The organism is Streptomyces manipurensis (assembly GCF_049570255.1).
Lineage (GTDB): Bacteria > Actinomycetota > Actinomycetes > Streptomycetales > Streptomycetaceae > Streptomyces > Streptomyces manipurensis.
Map to the genome: position 1 here is coordinate 866493 of NZ_CP186950.1, position 16053 is coordinate 882545.

A 16053-nucleotide genomic window follows, 5' to 3' on the forward strand; every position below is an offset into this window, starting at 1 on the left:
CAGCCAGGAACCGAGCCATGAGCAGACCCCGTACCCGCCGCACCCGGCCGCCGCTGACCCTCGCGCTCCCCGCGCTGCTCGCCGTCGCGTTCCTGCTGCTGCCCCTGATCGGCATCCTCGTCCGGACCCCGTGGGGCGACCTCGGCCGGCACCTGAGCAGCCCCGGCGTGGTCGAGGCGCTGCGCCTCTCGCTGCTGGTCTCCCTGTGGGCCCTCGGTCTCTCGCTGGTCCTCGGCGTGCCCCTGGCCTGGCTGCTGGCCCGTGTCGAGTTCAAGGGCAAGGCGCTGGTCCGCTCCCTGGTGCTGCTGCCCATGGTGCTGCCCCCGACCGTGGGCGGTGTGGCCCTCCTGCTCGGCTTCGGCCGGCGCGGGCTGCTCGGGCCCTGGCTGGAGGGCACCTTCGGCATCACCCTGCCCTTCCACACCTCCGGTGCCGTCGTCGCGGCCACCTTCGTCGCGATGCCCTTCCTCGTCATCAGCCTCGAAGGCGCTCTGGGCGGACTGAAGCAGAGCTACGAGGAGACCGCCGGCTCGCTCGGCGCCTCCCCGGTCCGGGTGTTCTTCACCGTCACCCTGCCGATGGTGGCCCCGGGGCTGGTCGCGGGGGCCGCCCTCACCTGGGCCCGCGCGCTCGGCGAGTTCGGTGCGACCATCACCTTCGCCGGGAACCTGCCGGGCACCACCCAGACCCTGCCGCTCCAGGTGTACCTGCTGCTCCAGGACCAGCCCGAGGCCGCGACCTCGGTCTCGCTGCTGCTGCTCGCCATCGCCATGGGCGTGCTGATCGCCCTGCGCGGCCGCTGGACGAGCACCCCGGTCGCCCGCGGCACGCGGCACCGGGAGGCGGCGGCCCCGGAGGAGGCCGTACGGGAGGCACCCGCCCCGGCCGCGGGCGCCGCCGTGCCGGACGGGCAAGCGGCGCGGGAGCCGGCCGGCCACTGGCCGCTGCACGCCGTCGTCACCGGCTTCAACCGGCTCACGTTCGATGCCGAACCCGGCACCACCATCGCGGTCGTCGGCGAGAACGGCGCGGGCAAGACCACCCTGCTGCGCGCCCTCCTCGGGCTGACCCCGCGGGCCCACGCCGCACTGCGGCTGGGCGACACCGACGTCACGGCACTGCCGCCGCACAAGCGGCAGGTGGCCTGGGTCCCGCAGGACGGCGCCCTGTTCCCGCACCTGAGCGCCCTGGCCAACACCGCGTACGGGCTCCGCGCCCGCAGGGTGCCGCGCGCCGAGGCCCGCCGCGAGGCGCAGGACTGGCTGGACCGGCTCGGGGTCGGGCACCTCGCGCACCGCAGGCCGGCCCAGCTCTCCGGCGGCCAGGCCCAGCGGGTGGCCCTGGCCCGCGCCCTCGCCGCCCGGCCCCGGCTGCTGCTCCTGGACGAGCCGCTCGCCGCCCTCGACCAGACCACGCGCGCCCATGTCCGGCACACCCTGCGCACGCACCTGGCCGGGTTCGGAGGGGTCTGCCTGATCGTGACCCACGACCCGGTGGAGGCGGTGTCGCTGGCCGACCGGGTGCTCGTCCTGGCCGACGGCCTGGCCCTCCAGGACGCCCCGCCCGCGGAGGTCTCCCGCCATCCGCGTTCCCCCTGGGTGGCGCGCATGCTGGGGCGCAACGCCTGGCCGGGGACGACGTCCGCGGACGGCCTGGCCCTCGCCGAGGGCGGCCGGCTGGTCGTCGCGGAAGCACTGCCGGAAGGGGCTCCGGCGCTGGCGATCATCGCGCCCGAGGCCGTGTCCGTGCACCGCGAACGCCCGGGCGGCAGCCCCCGCAACGTCTGGCCGGGCACCGTACGGGAGATCACCGCGGTCGGCAGCCGGCTGCGGGTGCTGGTCTCCTCCGCCGGGGCGCCCGACCTCGTCGCGGAGATCACCCCGGAGGCCTCGGCCGAACTGGGCCTGGCCGACGGCACCGAGGTGTGGACCAGCGTGAAGGCGACCGAGGTCACGCTGGTCCGTCTCTAGTGCTGCGAACGCCCCCGGCCGTGGCCGGGTGCGGGTGCGGGGTGTGGGGCGCGGGGTGCCGGGTGCGGGGCGGTCAGCCCGCCTCCGCCGGGGCTGCGAGGGCGAACTCGCACCACACGCTCTTGCCTCCGCCCCGCGGCTCCACGCCCCACGAGTCCGCGAGCTGCTGCACCAGCATCAGCCCCCGGCCCGAGACCGCCCAGTCACCTGCCTCGCGCACTCTCGGCAGCGCGCTGCTGGTGTCCTCGACCTCGATGCGGATCCGGCCCTGCGCGGTCAGCCGCAGGCTGACGTTGCCGCCGCCGTCGGTGTGGACGAGGGCGTTGGTCATCAGCTCGTCCGCCGCGAGTTCGATCTCGTCGGCCCGTTCCCTGGCCCCCCAGGCGGCCACCGCCGCCCGGATGAGGTGGCGGGCCAGCCCGGGGGCCTGGGTGTCCCCCGGGTCGAGGCGCTGGCGCAGCGGTCCGCCGCCGCTCCCGGTGGGCGTACCGCGGCGGCGCAGGACGAGGAGGGCCATGTCGTCCCCGCCGCCCGAGTCGCCGACCAGGTCGCACAGCACGTCGGCGAGTTCCTCCACGTCCACCGGACCGCTGTGGATCGCCTCCATCAGCTCCCGCATGCCGGTGTCGTGGTCCGCGCCGGGCCGTTCGACCAGGCCGTCCGTGCACAGGACGAGGGTGTCGCCGGGGTGCAGTTCCAGGCTGGTGACCGGGTAGCCGGAGCCCGTGGGGCCCGGCTCGCGCGCGGGCAGGCCGAGCGGCAGCCCGCCGGCCACCTGGATGCGGTGGCAGCTGCCGTCGCCGCGCCGTACGACGGGGTCGATGTGGCCGGCGCGGACCATCTGGACCATCCCGCTGATGAGGTCGAGCTGCGCGTACGTGCACGTGGCGAAGCGTTCCGTCTCCAGTTCGCGCAGGAAGGCCGAGGCCCGGGCCATCGCCGCGCCCGGGGTGTGGCCCTCGACGGCGTAGGCGCGCAGCACGATGCGCAGCTGTCCCATCACGGCTGCCGCGTCCGTGTCGTGTCCCTCGACGTCGCCGATCATCACGCCCACCCGGCCGTCGCCGAGCGGGACCACGTCGTACCAGTCGCCGCCGATGTCCCGGCCCATCCGGGCCGAGCGGTACCGTACGGCGATCAGTGCGCCCGGCACCTCCGGGATCCGGCGCGGCAGCATGGCTCGCTGGAGCCCTTCGGCGAGGTCGTGCTCCTGCTCGAAGAGCATGGCGCGCTGGAGGCTCTGGGCGACACCGCTGCCGAGCGCCATCAGCAGGTTGCGCTCCTCCGCGGTGAAGTCGCCGTCCCGCTTGTAGAGCAGCCCGAGGGCGCCGATGGGCCGGCCCTGCGCGATCAGCGGCAGGTACACGCCACTGCGGACGGACAGCGGCTCGATGTAGGGCCACAGCAGCGGGTAGCCCGTCTCGAACTCGTCGCGCGAGACGAGGAAGACGGGCTGCATGGTGCGCACGGCACGGCTCATCGGGAACTGCGCGTCGATGCGGGTGTACTCGATCTCGGGGACGTACGTGCCGAGCTGTCCCTCGGCGACGAGGTGGATGCGGCCCCCCTCCACGATGCCCAGCATCACGCTGATCGCGCCCAGGTGGCCGAGGGCCTGCGGGTCCTTCAGGACGTCGGTCACGTCGTTGATGGTGCGGGCGTGGGCGAGGATGGCGGTCGTCCGCTCGACGACGCCGGTCATCCGGCGGCGCCCCTCGTCCTGTTCGCCCCCGGCGCCGGGCTCGTCGGGATCGTGGGCGGCGTCGCGGAGGATCCCGATGACGCGGTACGGGCGGCCGCCCTGGTCGCGCAGGATGTGGCCCTGGATGTGGGTCCAGGCCGGTGTGCCGTCCCTGCGGCGGCTGCGGACGTAGGCGCCGTAGTGGCTGCGGCCGTCCTTGATCGCCTGGGCGACGCGGGCGTCGAGCCGGGCCGCCTCGGCGGGTGCGAGGCGTGCGCGCAGCCCGTCGGGGGTGCCCTCGTATTCGTCCGGGCGCAGGTCGAGGACCTCGAGGGCGGTGGGATCCAGGTGCATCCGCCCGCTGTCGAGGTCCCAGTCGAACGTGCCCATGCGGTTGAGCGCGAGACTCGTGTCCGGCCGCGCGGGCCAGTCGACCTCGGGGTTGTCTCCCCTGTGGGCCATGCAGCCAGGGTCTCACTCTCCCCCGCCGCTGTCCCTGCGGGACGCCGGACACCCCCTACGAGGTGCGGCGGGCGATTCGCTCGCCCGCCGCACCGGTTCCTGACCGTCCGTCCCTACGCGGCCGGCGGCGGGGACGCCGGTGTGCCGGTCGGGGCCGACGGCGAGGGGGCCTGCGGGGCCGTGGCGCTCGGCGGGGCCGGCGAGGACTGCGGGGCGGGCGGGGTGGCCGGGGACGGCGGGACCGGCGAGGGCCGGGTGGGCGTGCGGTCCGTGGGCGGGGCCGAGGTCGGCCTCGACGGGGAACCCGACGGCGGGGAGGGCGCGGCCGAGGGGGACGCCGAGGGCGAGGACGAGGGCGTCGCCGACGGTGAGGACGCCGGGGACGTGGACGGGGACGGACTCGGCGTCGGGGACGGCGAGGGGGAGGCGGACGGCGAGGTCGACGGCGGCCGGCTGCCCGACGGGGTGGGCGAGCCCGAGGGCGGGGCCGACGGGGAGCGCGAACCGGACGGTGTCGGCGATGTGGTCGGCGATGCCGAGGATGACGCGGAGGGTGAGGTCGACGGCTTCGTGGGCGAGGCCGACGGCGGCTTCGTGCCCGACGGCGGCCGACTGCCCGACGGCGTGGGTTCCGTCCGGGTCGGGACCGGCTTGGTCGGCTGCGGGCCCGTGGGCCTCGGCGTGGGGACCACCGGCGGCGGTATCGGCCGGTCGGGCCTGCCGCTCTGGTGGCGGCCCTTCTCGCGCTCGTACCAGCTGCGGTTCTGCCGGTCGTAGATCACGATCTTCTGCACGGGTTCGACCGCCGGGGCGATCACCACGACCCGCGCCGGCTGGTAGGAGGGCCAGGTCTGCCCGAAGCGCTTGGGGTCCGCCTTCAGCGGCACCGGCGGACCGAGCGGGTTCCCGCAGGCGCAGCGCACCCGCGGCACTCCCCGGTCGTCCACGAGCACGGCCGTCCCGGCCTGCAGCACGGCCTGGTAGCTGGTGGCCTTCCCGTTCTGGTAGCCGTGGTTGGTGACCCGGGTGTCCAGGCGCAGCTGTACGGCCGTCAGGGAGCGGAGGTACGCGGGAACGGCCGCGGGCCCGATGCCGAGGGCCGAGGCGAAGGCGGAGTTCCGGGCCGGTTCCGCGGCGAGGTACTGGATCTGCTTCTCGACGTCACAGCTGGCCACGTCCCGGGTGCCCGCGTAGACGCCCGGCGCGGAGCCGCTGATGCTCCGGGTGCCGGTGGGGGTGCCGTCCGTGGGGCTCGCGGTCGCGGTGCCGTTCCGGGTCGGGGACGGTGCGGCGCTCTCGGTCGCGGGTGCGTCCTGGGGCACCACCGTGGACGCGGTGAACGGGTCGGGGCCGGTGGCCGCGGCCGGCTGGAGGAAGACCTCGCCGCCGGCGTTGTCGTTGCCGCCGGTGGGCCGGGTCAGGACGACGACCAGGGCCACGACCGCGGCGACGGCGACGAGGGCGGTGGCGAGCCGCGGAACGGATCGCCACCAGGGTTCCTTGGACGGCCCCGTGCCGCCGGGGCCTCCCGGGCCCGTGGGGCCTCCCGGCCCGCCTGCGCCGCTGGAGCCGCCGGGCGGCCCCGGCGGCGGGGGCGGGGGCTCCTGTTGCTGCCCGCCCGACTGCTGCCCGCCCGACAGCGGGCCCGACGGCGGCCCGGAGGGGCGCTCTGGCGGCGGCGGCCTGCGGCCGGCGGGTTCTGTGGTCACGGGCTCTTCTTCCAGGAGGAGGGAGTTCCCATCCGGACCATTGTGTGCGCCGTCCGGGTGGTGGCCGCAAGCCGAGAGTGCCACGGTGGCAGGGTGACCCAGACGTCCGTAGCGGCATCGTCCGGGGGCCCCGCGGCGGCGTGGCGCGACGCGTTCGTCGCGGTCCTCGCCGCCTTCGCGGCCATGGCGGCGGTCGCCGCCGCCGGCCTCGTCTTCGCGGGTGCGGGCGACCTGCCGGGCGGGGCCTTCCCGCACGTGGTCGCCGCGGTCGTGGTGCTGGCCACGGGCGGCTCCGTCGAGGTGTCCGGAGGGGCGGGCCTGCTGGGCGGTGCGGAGGCGGTCCTGGCGCTGCTCCCGCTCTCGGTGAGCCTGGCGGGCGCCCTCACCGCGGGCTGCCTCTTCCTGCGCCCGCTGCGCCACCGGGCCGTGGCCGGTCCCCGCGAACTCCTCGGCCGTGCGGCCCCCTTGGTCGTGCTGTGGCTCCTCGCGCTCACCGGCGCCGGACTCCTGGCCCGCCGCACGTTCGGGGTGACCACCGGCGACTCCCCGATCGGCGTGATCGGCGAACTGCTGGACTCCGCGCCGACGGTGGGCTTCCGTGCCGATCTGCCGGCCACGCTGTTCTTCGGACTGCTCTGGATCCTGGGCCTGTTGGTGATCGCCCTGCTGGTCTCGCGCCGCGCGCCGCTGCCCGCCGGTCTGGTGCGGTTCCACACGGCGGTGCGGCCGGCCGCCTTCGCGACGGCCCTGCTGCTGCTCGTGTGCGTGGCGGTCGGCGCCGTGATCGGGCTGGTGGTGGCCCTGACCCAGGGACATGCCGCCCGGACCCTGGCCGTGCTCCTGCTCGGGCTGCCCAACCTGGCCTGGATCGCGCTCACCCTCGGGTTCGGCGGCGCCTGGGACGGCAGGGCCGAGGGCCCGTTCGCCCTGCCGATGCCCCGGGTGCTGGACGAGGTCCTGCGGGACTCCGACACCTCCCCGGTCGACGTGGCCGCGCTGGCGGAGCGGGATCCGCGGGTGTGGTGGCTGGTGGTGGCGGCCGCCGTGCTGCTGTTCGGCACGGGTGTGGTGGCGGCCGTACGGTCCCCGGCCCACGTACGGCCCTGGCAGCACGCCCTGCACCTGGGCGCGGCCCTGGCGCTGGCCACGCTGGTGGTGTGCCTGCTGGCCGGGGTCCGGGCCCGGTTCGCCCTGTCGCTCCTCGGCATCGGCGCGGTGGACGGCCTCGGGGGCGAGATCGGGCTGGACCCGGTGCTGTGGCGCACGGTCGGGCTCGGCCTGCTCTGGGGTGCGGTGGCCGGCTTCCTGGGCGCCCTGCCGGTGCGCAGGCTGCGGCGGCGCGGTCCGACGGACGCGGCCGCGCCGCGCCGGCACTGACCGCCGCCGCCCGCCCCGCCCGGGGGGGGCGGCTATTCCGCCGCGGCGTCGCGGGTGTCCACGATCCTGGTCGGGTCGTCCTCCGAGTCCCTGGCCTGCCGCGCGTCCACGGGGCCGGCCGGTGGCCGGTCCGGCGGGGCGCCCTCCGGTGCGGGGGCGGGAGCCTGGCCGGCCGTCGGTTCCGGCCCGGGCGCGGCGCCCGGGCCCTCGGCGACCGCGTACGTCGCCAGGCGCGTCCCGTCGCCGTACAGCCAGCGTCCCGAGGCCTCGTCGTAGAGCCACACGGACTCCCCGTCGAGCACGATCCCGGCCCGCAGGCCCCGCAAGGAGCGCCGGAAGCCGTCGGTGTCGACGTTCCCGGAGGCCAGCTCCTCCAGGGCGTGCCGGTAGCGTTCGAGGGCGTCGGCCCCGTGGGTGAGCAGGGGCCGCGGGTCGTCGGCGCGCAACGGGGGCCGCCGGCCGGTGGTCGGGGGCGGCAGGGGCACCGCGACGAGCAGCCTGCCGTCCACCCAGGCGCTCCAGCCGTTGGCGCAGAGGATCTCGGCCCATTCGCCGCGCCGGGACAGCAGCTGTACGGGCAGGAAGGCGTCCAGGGGTGCGGTCGGCCGGCTGACGTCGGGGACCTCCCAGGCGGCGAGGCCCTCGGGGGGCACCACATGGGTGGGCTGGAAGTCCTCGACCACGGTGCCGGGTTCCATCGTGCTCATGGGGCCTACTTCCGCATGATCGCGGGCTCTTGCCTGCGCAGGAGCCTCGCGACCAGCACCCCGAAGAGCAGGGACAGGACCACCAGCATGCCCATGTCGAGCAGCCAGACCCCGGCGCTGTGGGCGAACAGCGGGTCGGCGGTGAGGGCGCCGGGGATGATTGCCGCGAGGTCGATGGTGCCGGCCATGGCACCGAGCGCCCAGCGCGAGGGGACGAGCCAGGAGAGCTGCTCGACCACGGGCACGCCGTCCAGCGGGAGGAGCGCCCCGCAGAAGACCACCTGCACGATGGCGAGGAGGACCAGCAGGGGCATGGTGACCTCCTCCTTGCGGACCAGCGCGGAGATGAGCAGGCCGAGCATCATCGCGGTGAACGCGAGCAGGGCGACGGCGAGGGTGATCTCGAGGAGGGGAGGCATGAGCACCCCCTGGCCGCCGGGGGCGCCCAGGTCCACTCCGAGGAGGGCGACGAGGGTCAGCACGACGGCCTGGGCGACGGTGACGGCGCCCAGCACCACCACCTTGGACATGAGGTAGGCGGAGCGTGACAGTCCGACGGCGCGCTCGCGCTGGTAGATGACGCGTTCCTTGACCAGTTCGCGCACCGCGTTGGCGGCCCCGGTCAGGACGCCGCCGACGCACAGGATGAGCAGCGCGTTGACGGCGGTCTCCTGGGTGAGTGCGCCGCCGGCCAGGGCCCGGGCCATGACGCCCATGACGAAGGGCAGCGCGACCATGACGGCGAGGAAGGTCCGGTCGGCGCCGAGCGCGGCCGCGTAGCGCCGGACCAGGGTGGACAGCTGGGAGCCCCAGCTCTGCGCCTTGGGCGGCGGGGCCACGAAGGCCACCTGGTCCGGGCCTGCGGCGGCGTCCTGGTCCCCGGCCCGCCAGGGCTGGAGGACGGCGTGCCGGACGTACTTGCGGTGCTGGGTGGACGCGGCGTACTCGCCCGCCCAGTCCCGGCCGCGCTCTTTCTCGAAGGCTTCGAAGGCCTCCGGCCACTCGTCGAAGCCGAAGAAGCCGAGGGTCTCGCCGGGCGGCCCGTAGTAGGCGATGCGGCCGCCGGGGGCGAGCACCAGCAGGCGGTCGCAGACGTCCAGGCTGAGCACGCTGTGGGTGACGACGATGACGGTGCGGCCGTCGTCGGCGAGGCCGCGCAGCATGTGCATGACCGAGCGGTCCATCCCGGGGTCGAGGCCGGAGGTGGGTTCGTCCAGGAAGAGCAGGGAGGGTTTGGTGAGCAGTTCCAGCGCGACGGAGACGCGTTTGCGCTGGCCGCCGGAGAGGCTGTGGATGGGCTGGCCGGCGCGTTCCTCCAGGCCCAGTTCGCCGAGGACCTCGTCCACGCGGGCCTGGCGTTCGGCCGGGGCGGTGTCCTGCGGGAAGCGCAGTTCGGCGGCGTAGGAGAGGGCCCGGCGGACGGTGAGCTGCGCGTGCAGGATGTCGTCCTGGGGGACGAGGCCGATGCGGCTGCGCAGTTCGGCGTAGTCGCGGTAGAGGTCGCGGCCGTCGTAGAGGACGGCGCCCCGGTCGGCCGGCCGCAGTCCGGTGAGGGCGCCGAGCAGGGTGGACTTGCCGGCCCCGCTCGGTCCGATGACGGCGAGCAGGCATTTGGCGCCGACGGGGAAGGTGACGTGGTCGAGGAGGGTCCTGCGGCCGCGGTCGACGGTGACGGCGAGGCCCTGGACGTCGAGGGAGACCTCGCCGGTGTCCGCGTACTCCTGGAGCTGGTCGCCGACCAGGCAGAGGGCCCGATGACCGATCCCGACGATGTCGCCTTCGGTGAGGGGGGCGGGCGTGTCCACGACCGCGCCGTTGAGGTAGGTGCCGTTGTGGCTGCCGAGGTCGGCGATCTCGTAGCCGCCGTCGGCGCGGGCGCGCAGCTCCGCGTGGCGCCGCGAGACGATGAGCTCGTCGATGACGAGGTCGTTGTCGGGGGCGCGGCCGATGCGCAGGGCCGTCCGGGCGGGCAGCGGCATGACGGCGCTGGGGCGGCGGAAGGTGCCGGTGGACGAGGGGTTGGAGACCCCGGCGGGCCGGGCCCCGCCGGCCGCCGAGGGGGGTTCGCGGGGGACGAGGACGGCGCGGGGGCCGTCCTCGACGCTGCCGAAGCGCAGTTCGCTGCCGGCGCCGACGTGCCACTCGCGGATGCGGTGCCCGTCGGCCCAGGTGCCGTTGAGACTGTGCTCGTCCTCCACCGTCCAGTGGTCGCCCTCGGCCCGCAGGACGGCGTGGTGCCAGGAGACCCGGGGGTCGTCGAAGCAGATGTCGCACTGGGGGTCGCGGCCGACGTGGTAGGTCCGGCCCGGGCTCATCGGCGTGGAGCCCGTGTCGGTCGACAGTACGAGCTCGGGTGCGGTCGGCACACCGGGGCGCTGGACCATGAGCAGATTTTCCCACGCGGCGGGCCACCCGGCAGGCGCCGGATGAAACCGCAGGTCAGAGGCCTCTTATGGGTAATGACAACGGTCCCCGTTGCAGCCTTTGCCCATCGCGGCGGGGTGCGCTTCACTTCACGCGACGGAACCGTACGAACGGCTGCCGCGACGAGACGGGGGATGCCATGAGCGGGCACGACCACGCGCACGACGAGCACGGGCACGGGCACGGGCCGGGTGGGCACAGCCACGGCGTGTCCGCCGACGCGGACCGCCGCTGGCTGGCGATCGCGCTCGGCCTGATCGGCGGGTTCATGGCCGTCGAGGTGGTCATCGGCGTGATGGCCCACTCGCTGGCGCTGATCTCGGACGCGGCCCACATGCTGACCGACGCCGTCTCGATCGTCCTGGCGCTGATCGCCATGCGCCTCGCCGCCCGCCCGGCCCGCGGCGGCTTCACCTACGGCCTCAAGCGGGCGGAGATACTCTCCGCCCAGGCCAACGGCCTGACGCTGCTCCTGCTGGCGGTGTGGCTGGCGTACGAGGCGGTGCGGAGGCTGGTGGACCCGCCGCCGGTCGAGGGCGGGCTGGTGCTGGTGACCGCGCTGGCCGGCATCCTCGTGAACGTGGCGGCGGCCTGGTGCATCTCGCGGGCCAACCGGTCCTCGCTGGCCGTGGAGGGCGCCTACCAGCACGTCCTGAACGACCTGTTCGCCTTCATCGGGACCGCGGCGGCCGGCCTGATCGTGATGACCACCGGATTCCGGCAGGCGGACGCGATCGCCACGCTCGTGGTGGTGGTGCTGATGGTCAAGGCGGGCTACGGACTGGTCCGCGACTCCGGACGGATCTTCCTGGAGGCGGCTCCGGCCCATCTCGACCCGGATACGGTCGGCGACCGGCTCGTCGGGCACCCGCCGGTCACCGAGGTGCACGACCTGCACATATGGACCATCACCTCGGGTCAGGCGGCCCTGTCGGCGCACGTGCTGGTCGAGCCCGCGGGCGACTGCCACGCCGTCCGCCGGGATCTGGAGAGTCTGCTGGAGAAGGAGTACGGCATCACGCACACCACGCTCCAGGTGGACCACGCCCAGGACGCCCTCCTCACCGTCGGCCGCCCGGGAGAGGCCCCGTACGACGCGCACTGCGCGGACGCGCACGGCCCGGTCCACCGCCAGGGCCCGCACGACCACTGACCCGCGCCGGAACGGGGCATGCATGGGGGCATGACGCACAAGCGCAGTGCCGGACTGCTCCTGTTCCGGCGGACCGGCCCACGGCGGGGGACGGATGCGGGCACCGGGGTCGAAGTGCTGCTCGGCCGGATGGGCGGCCCGCTGTGGGCCTCCCGCGAGGTCGGGGGCTGGGCCATCCCGAAGGGCGAGTACGGGCCGGAGGAGACCCCGCGCGACGCGGCCCGGCGGGAGTTCACCGAGGAGATCGGGCTCCCGCCGCCGGAGGGCGAGTACCTGCCGCTCGGCGAGGTGCGACTCTCCAGCGGGAAGCTCGTGACCGTCTGGGCGGTGGAGGCCGATCTGGACCCGGCGCTGATGGTGCCGGGCACCTTCAGCATGGAGTGGCCGCCGCACTCGGGGACCGTACAGGAGTTCCCCGAGCTGGACCGGGTGGCCTGGTTCGCGCCACCGGACGCCCGGAGCCTGCTGATCCCGGGCCAGCTGCCGTTCCTGGAGCGGCTCCTGGGACTGCTGAAGCCCTGACCAGAGCGCGTACTTGCCAACCTCCGCGCCCGCGTGGACATTTCCCCCTATGACCAACGTCGTGCTGGTGGGAACCCTGGACACCAAGGGTGTGGAGTACGGCTGGCTGCGCGAGAGGCTGCTGCGCGCCGGCGTCGAGGTGGTGACGGTCGACACGGGCGTCATGGGCGAGCCCCGGGTGGCCGCCGACGTGCCGCGGGAGGCGGTGGCCCGGGCGGCCGGGACGGACCTGTCCGCCCTGCGGGCGGCCGGCGACCGGGGCGCGGCCGTGACCGCGATGGCCCGCGGCGCCGAGGCGACCGTGCTGCGCCTGCACGCCGAGGGCAGACTGGACGGGGTCCTCGCGATCGGCGGCAGCGGCGGCACCTCCATCGCCACCCGGGCGATGCGGGCCCTGCCGCTGGGCGTGCCGAAGCTGATGGTCTCGTCCATGGCGTCCGGGAACGTCGCCCCCTACGTGGGGTCCTCGGACATCACGATGATGTACAGCGTCGTGGACATCGCGGGGATCAACAGCGTCTCCGAACCGATCCTGGCGAACGCCGCGGCGGCCGTGGCCGCGATGGCCCGGGCCCACGCCCGGATGGACCACCACCGTCCCGTCCTGGGGGCGGGCGGGCGCCCGCTGGTCGCGGCGAGCATGGCGGGCGTGACCACGGCGGGGGTGGACGCGGCCCGGGAGCGGCTGACCGAGCTGGGCTACGAGGTGCTGGTCTTCCACGTCAGCGGCACCGGCGGACGCACCCTGGAGACCCTGGCGGGCCAGGGGGCCTTCGCCGGCGTCCTCGACCTCACCCTCAGCGAGCTGGCGGACGACCTGTGCGGCGGCATCCTCACCGCGGGCCCGGACCGGCTGAGCGCCGCCGGACGGGCCGGGGTGCCCCAGGTGGTGAGCCTGGGCGCCCTGGACATGGTGAAGTTCGGCCCGCTGGAGTCCCTGCCGCGGCACGTCCTGGACCGGGGCGTGCACGTCCACAACCCGTCCATCACGGTGATCCGCACGACCCCGGACGAGTGCGCGGAGCTGGGCCGCCGGGTCGCCGCGAAGCTGCGCGCGGCGACCGGGCCGACGGCCGTGTGCGTCCCGCTCCGTGGACTGTCCACCCTGGGCGCGCCGGGCGGGCCGTACCATGACCCCCGCGCGGACCGGGCGCTGTTCTCGGCCCTGCGCGAGGGCTTGCGGGGCAGTGCCGCGCGCCTCTACGACTACGACACGCACATCAACGACCCGGCCTTCGGGCGTGCGGCCGCCGAGCGGCTGCACACCCTGATCGGCTCGGTGTCGGCCGCGGCCTGAGTCCCCGTACGGTCGGGAACCGGCCGCGGCGGAAACCACGTCCCTCGGAGAGTCCCGGGCCTGCCGTCGGCGGCCGGCCCCACGGGCTGTTCCGGGGACGGCACGGCGCCGCACGGCAGGCAGGGGGAAAGCGGGATGGACACGCGGACGGCATGGTCGGTCCCCGGGTACACGGAGGTCCGTGAGCTCGGTTCGGGCGGCAGCGGCCGGGTGGCACTGGCCGTGCACGACGCCACCGGCACGGCGGTGGCCGTGAAGTACCTCAGCGACCGGCTGCGCGAGGACCCGGCGTTCGTCGGGGAGTTCCGCGCCGAGGCCCGCCTGCTGGGCGGACTGGAGAGCCCGTACGTGGTGCGGCTCTACGAGTACGTGGAGGCGCCCGGCGGGGCCGCCATCGTGATGGAGCTCGTGGACGGCGTGTCCCTGCGCGCGCTGCTGCGCCAGTCGGGGCAGGCCGATGCCGAGGCCGCCCTGGTGGTCCTCAAGGGGTCGCTGCTGGGGCTGGCCGCCGCACACCGTGCGGGCGTGGTCCACCGTGACTACAAGCCGGAGAACGTCCTGGTGGCGGCCGACGGCTCCTCCAAGCTGGTGGACTTCGGCATCGCGGCGAACCGCGGCAGCACGCCGGGGGTGGCCGGCACTCCCGCCTACATGGCTCCCGAGCAGTGGCAGGGCCGGCCGGCGTCGCCCGCCGCCGACGTGTACGCGGCCACCGCGACCTTCTTCGAGTGCCTGACGGGGCGCAAGCCGTACGACGGGGTCAACTTCGCGGAGCTCGCCGTGCAGCACGTCGAGGCGCCCGTTCCCGAGACCGAGGCCCCGGAGCCCGTCCGGCCGCTGATCCGGCGCGGCCTCGCGAAGGCCCCCGAGCAGCGCCCGGAGAACGCCGAGGCGTTCGTGGCGGAGCTGGAGGACGTGGCACTGGCCGCGTACGGCCCGCAGTGGGAGGAGCGCGGACAGCGCAAGCTGGCCGCGCTCGCGGCCCTGCTGCCGCTGCTCTTCCCGTCGGCCGGCGGCACCGCGGCGGGCACCACCGCGTCGGCGACGACCGCGCTGGGCGCGGGCTCGGGGTGGGCGCCGGGCCGCAGCGGCTGGCTGGCCGCGGGGATCGCGCTGGTCATGGGCGCGGTGCTGGTCCTGACGACGGACGCGATCGGCGCGGCCCCGGGCGGGGCGTCCGCGCTGAGCGCCTTCGCCACGACGAGCGCGGCCCCGCCCGGGCCGACCTCCCCGGGCCCGTCGGTCACGGCCTCGTCCACGGCCGATGCGAGCCCGTCGGCGGCCTCGTCCCCGTCCCCTTCGCCGTCGGCCCCGGCGTCCGCCTTCCCATCCGCCTCCCCATCCGCCTCGCCGAGCACGTCGCCGTCCGCGTCCTGGTCGCAGGCCCCCACCGGGCAGGCCACCCCGAGCGCGTCGCCCACACCGAGCTGGTCGCCGACCCCGACGCCGGCTCCGACCCCGAAGGTCACCTCGGTGGACGTGACGCTCAAGACCGCTGTGTACCGCGGCGACGCGACCGTCACCGTGTCCTCGCAGGGCACCGGTCCGGTGACCGTGGTCGTGGAGTGGTTCCTGGGCGGCGCGCAGGGCTCGTACGCGGTACCCGACGGCAGCGAGTCCTTCACGGTCCGGGCCGGTACGACGGTCACCACGACCAGGTCCCACGCCTTCAGCCGTGACCGCGGCTGCTACGGCGGCGTCCGGGTGACCACCAAGCCGGCCGCCGGCAACAAGTCCGCGTCCGCCTCGCAGTACCTGCTGCGCTGCGTGGAGGTTCCACGATGAGCGGTTCCCGCACCCCCGAGGACGACGAGTACAGCGCGACCGTCCTCGGCAGCCACTGGTTCAGCGGGCCTCCCGCCGGAGCGGAGGCGGTGGCCCCCGACCGGGTCGAGGGGTCCGTGCTGCGCTTCGGGCCGGGGGTCACCGCGGCTCTGCCCGCGCCGTTCCCGCTGACCGCGCCCCCCGCCGGGCCGCCCCGGCCGCGCCGCGGCCGCGGGCTGCGCCGCTACACCCTCGCCGCCGTGGTGCTGGCCGCCGTCGTCGCCTACCTCTGCTGGCAGCGGCTCGGTCCCGGGATCGAGGTCCGCGAGGTGGCGGTGACCACCGACCCGGCGGGTCCCTCGTGCGACGCCGCGGCCGACGTGGTGGCCGTCGTCGGGACGGACGGGCGGCCGGGCGTGCTGAGGTACCGATGGATCCGCAGCGACGGCACCCGGTCCGAGGAGCTGACCGAACGGGTGCCGCGCGGCGAGCGGGAGGCCCGGCTGCACCTGCTGTGGACCTTCAGGGGGACGGGCACCTATCCGGCGCGGGCCGAGCTGGAGCTGCTGTCGCCGCAGCGGCGCACGGCCGGGGTGGACTTCACGTACCGCTGCACCCCGTAGCGGGGATCCGGATGACGGCGAGGCCGCCGTCCAGGTCGACGCGGGTGCGCGGCGGCGCGCCGTCCTCCTCGTCGTCGCGCAGCACCAGGGCGCTCTGGCGCTCCTTCAGTTCGTTCTGCTTGCCCGGCGAGAAGCTGGCGTGCAGCTGCTCGAAACCGGTGGAGGAGATCTGCCCCCGGCGCCCGCTCCAGCGCCACGGGAGCAGGCCGGCCCGGCCCGCCCGCACCAGCGCCAGGTCGAGGAAGGCCATCGCGGTGAGCAGGATGGCCAGCCCCGGAAGGGTCATGAAGACGACGAAGCCCATGGCGGGACCGTAACCGACCGGGCGGGCCGGCGGCCATGCCCGCGGCCCGCTCCGGTGAGG

The 16053-nt window shown here is 75.4% G+C and carries 11 protein-coding genes and 1 pseudogene; 7 read left to right on the plus strand and 5 right to left on the minus strand.

Translation table 11 applies throughout. From position 1 onward, the window contains the following. Positions 1 to 17: 17 nt before the first annotated feature. On the plus strand, positions 18 to 1970 hold the full coding sequence (locus ACPU2J_RS04150) for an ABC transporter permease (RefSeq protein ID WP_420081690.1): 1953 nt from the start codon (positions 18 to 20) through the stop codon (positions 1968 to 1970). Between the two features lie 73 nt (positions 1971 to 2043). Here the strand turns inward: ACPU2J_RS04150 and ACPU2J_RS04155 are convergent, their stop codons facing one another. Then, the gene (locus ACPU2J_RS04155; RefSeq protein ID WP_423832782.1) at positions 2044 to 4113 is read right to left on the minus strand and encodes a SpoIIE family protein phosphatase; all 2070 of its coding nucleotides are present in this window, start codon (positions 4111 to 4113) and stop codon (positions 2044 to 2046) included. Positions 4114 to 4421: 308 nt separating this feature from the next. After that, positions 4422 to 5822: pseudogene (locus tag ACPU2J_RS04160) on the minus strand (DUF6777 domain-containing protein); the annotation flags it as partial. Positions 5823 to 5915: 93 nt separating this feature from the next. On the opposite strand from ACPU2J_RS04160, the gene ACPU2J_RS04165 reads away from it, so the two are divergent. Further along, positions 5916 to 7199, plus strand: a complete 1284-nt coding sequence (locus ACPU2J_RS04165) for a streptophobe family protein (RefSeq protein ID WP_420081688.1) — start codon at positions 5916 to 5918, stop codon at positions 7197 to 7199. Between the two features lie 32 nt (positions 7200 to 7231). On the opposite strand, the gene ACPU2J_RS04170 is transcribed toward ACPU2J_RS04165, so the two are convergent. Further along, positions 7232 to 7906, minus strand: a complete 675-nt coding sequence (locus ACPU2J_RS04170) for a hypothetical protein (protein ID WP_420081687.1) — start codon at positions 7904 to 7906, stop codon at positions 7232 to 7234. 5 nt (positions 7907 to 7911) lie between these two features. Beyond that, positions 7912 to 10290 carry an FHA domain-containing protein gene (locus ACPU2J_RS04175; protein WP_420081686.1) on the minus strand — a complete coding sequence of 793 codons (2379 nt, stop codon included), beginning with the start codon at positions 10288 to 10290 and terminating at the stop codon, positions 7912 to 7914. A gap of 179 nt (positions 10291 to 10469) precedes the next feature. On the opposite strand from ACPU2J_RS04175, the gene ACPU2J_RS04180 reads away from it, so the two are divergent. The 5 genes from ACPU2J_RS04180 (at position 10470) to ACPU2J_RS04200 (ending at position 15689) form a co-directional block, all read left to right on the plus strand. Next, on the plus strand, positions 10470 to 11483 hold the full coding sequence (locus ACPU2J_RS04180; RefSeq protein WP_420081685.1) for a cation diffusion facilitator family transporter: 1014 nt from the start codon (positions 10470 to 10472) through the stop codon (positions 11481 to 11483). 30 nt (positions 11484 to 11513) lie between these two features. Continuing rightward, the gene (locus ACPU2J_RS04185; RefSeq protein ID WP_420081684.1) at positions 11514 to 12005 is read left to right on the plus strand and encodes an NUDIX domain-containing protein; all 492 of its coding nucleotides are present in this window, start codon (positions 11514 to 11516) and stop codon (positions 12003 to 12005) included. A 49-nt stretch (positions 12006 to 12054) separates the two neighbouring features. Continuing rightward, complete coding sequence (locus ACPU2J_RS04190) at positions 12055 to 13302, plus strand: Tm-1-like ATP-binding domain-containing protein (protein WP_423832783.1); 1248 nt, start codon at positions 12055 to 12057, stop codon at positions 13300 to 13302. 135 nt (positions 13303 to 13437) lie between these two features. Then, entirely contained in the window at positions 13438 to 15087 is a 1650-nt protein-coding gene (locus ACPU2J_RS04195) for a serine/threonine-protein kinase (RefSeq protein ID WP_423832784.1), read from the plus strand. Continuing rightward, positions 15084 to 15689, plus strand: a complete 606-nt coding sequence (locus ACPU2J_RS04200; RefSeq protein WP_420081681.1) for a hypothetical protein — start codon at positions 15084 to 15086, stop codon at positions 15687 to 15689. The genes ACPU2J_RS04195 and ACPU2J_RS04200 overlap by 4 nt, the downstream gene beginning before the upstream one ends. Here the strand turns inward: ACPU2J_RS04200 and ACPU2J_RS04205 are convergent. Continuing rightward, complete coding sequence (locus ACPU2J_RS04205; protein WP_420081680.1) at positions 15667 to 15993, minus strand: DUF6191 domain-containing protein; 327 nt, start codon at positions 15991 to 15993, stop codon at positions 15667 to 15669. The two genes, ACPU2J_RS04200 and ACPU2J_RS04205, sit on opposite strands and share 23 nt — an antisense overlap. Positions 15994 to 16053 lie beyond the last annotated feature (60 nt).

Coding starts and splice junctions, on each gene's coding strand:
- ACPU2J_RS04200 (WP_420081681.1), top strand. CDS start 15,084: ATGAGCGGTTCCCGCACCCCCGAGGACGACGAGTACAGCGCGACCGTC.
- ACPU2J_RS04180 (WP_420081685.1), top strand. CDS start 10,470: ATGAGCGGGCACGACCACGCGCACGACGAGCACGGGCACGGGCACGGG.
- ACPU2J_RS04150 (WP_420081690.1), top strand. CDS start 18: ATGAGCAGACCCCGTACCCGCCGCACCCGGCCGCCGCTGACCCTCGCG.
- ACPU2J_RS04195 (WP_423832784.1), top strand. CDS start 13,438: ATGGACACGCGGACGGCATGGTCGGTCCCCGGGTACACGGAGGTCCGT.
- ACPU2J_RS04190 (WP_423832783.1), top strand. CDS start 12,055: ATGACCAACGTCGTGCTGGTGGGAACCCTGGACACCAAGGGTGTGGAG.
- ACPU2J_RS04170 (WP_420081687.1), bottom strand. CDS start 7,906: ATGAGCACGATGGAACCCGGCACCGTGGTCGAGGACTTCCAGCCCACC.
- ACPU2J_RS04155 (WP_423832782.1), bottom strand. CDS start 4,113: ATGGCCCACAGGGGAGACAACCCCGAGGTCGACTGGCCCGCGCGGCCG.
- ACPU2J_RS04175 (WP_420081686.1), bottom strand. CDS start 10,290: ATGGTCCAGCGCCCCGGTGTGCCGACCGCACCCGAGCTCGTACTGTCG.
- ACPU2J_RS04185 (WP_420081684.1), top strand. CDS start 11,514: ATGACGCACAAGCGCAGTGCCGGACTGCTCCTGTTCCGGCGGACCGGC.
- ACPU2J_RS04205 (WP_420081680.1), bottom strand. CDS start 15,993: ATGGGCTTCGTCGTCTTCATGACCCTTCCGGGGCTGGCCATCCTGCTC.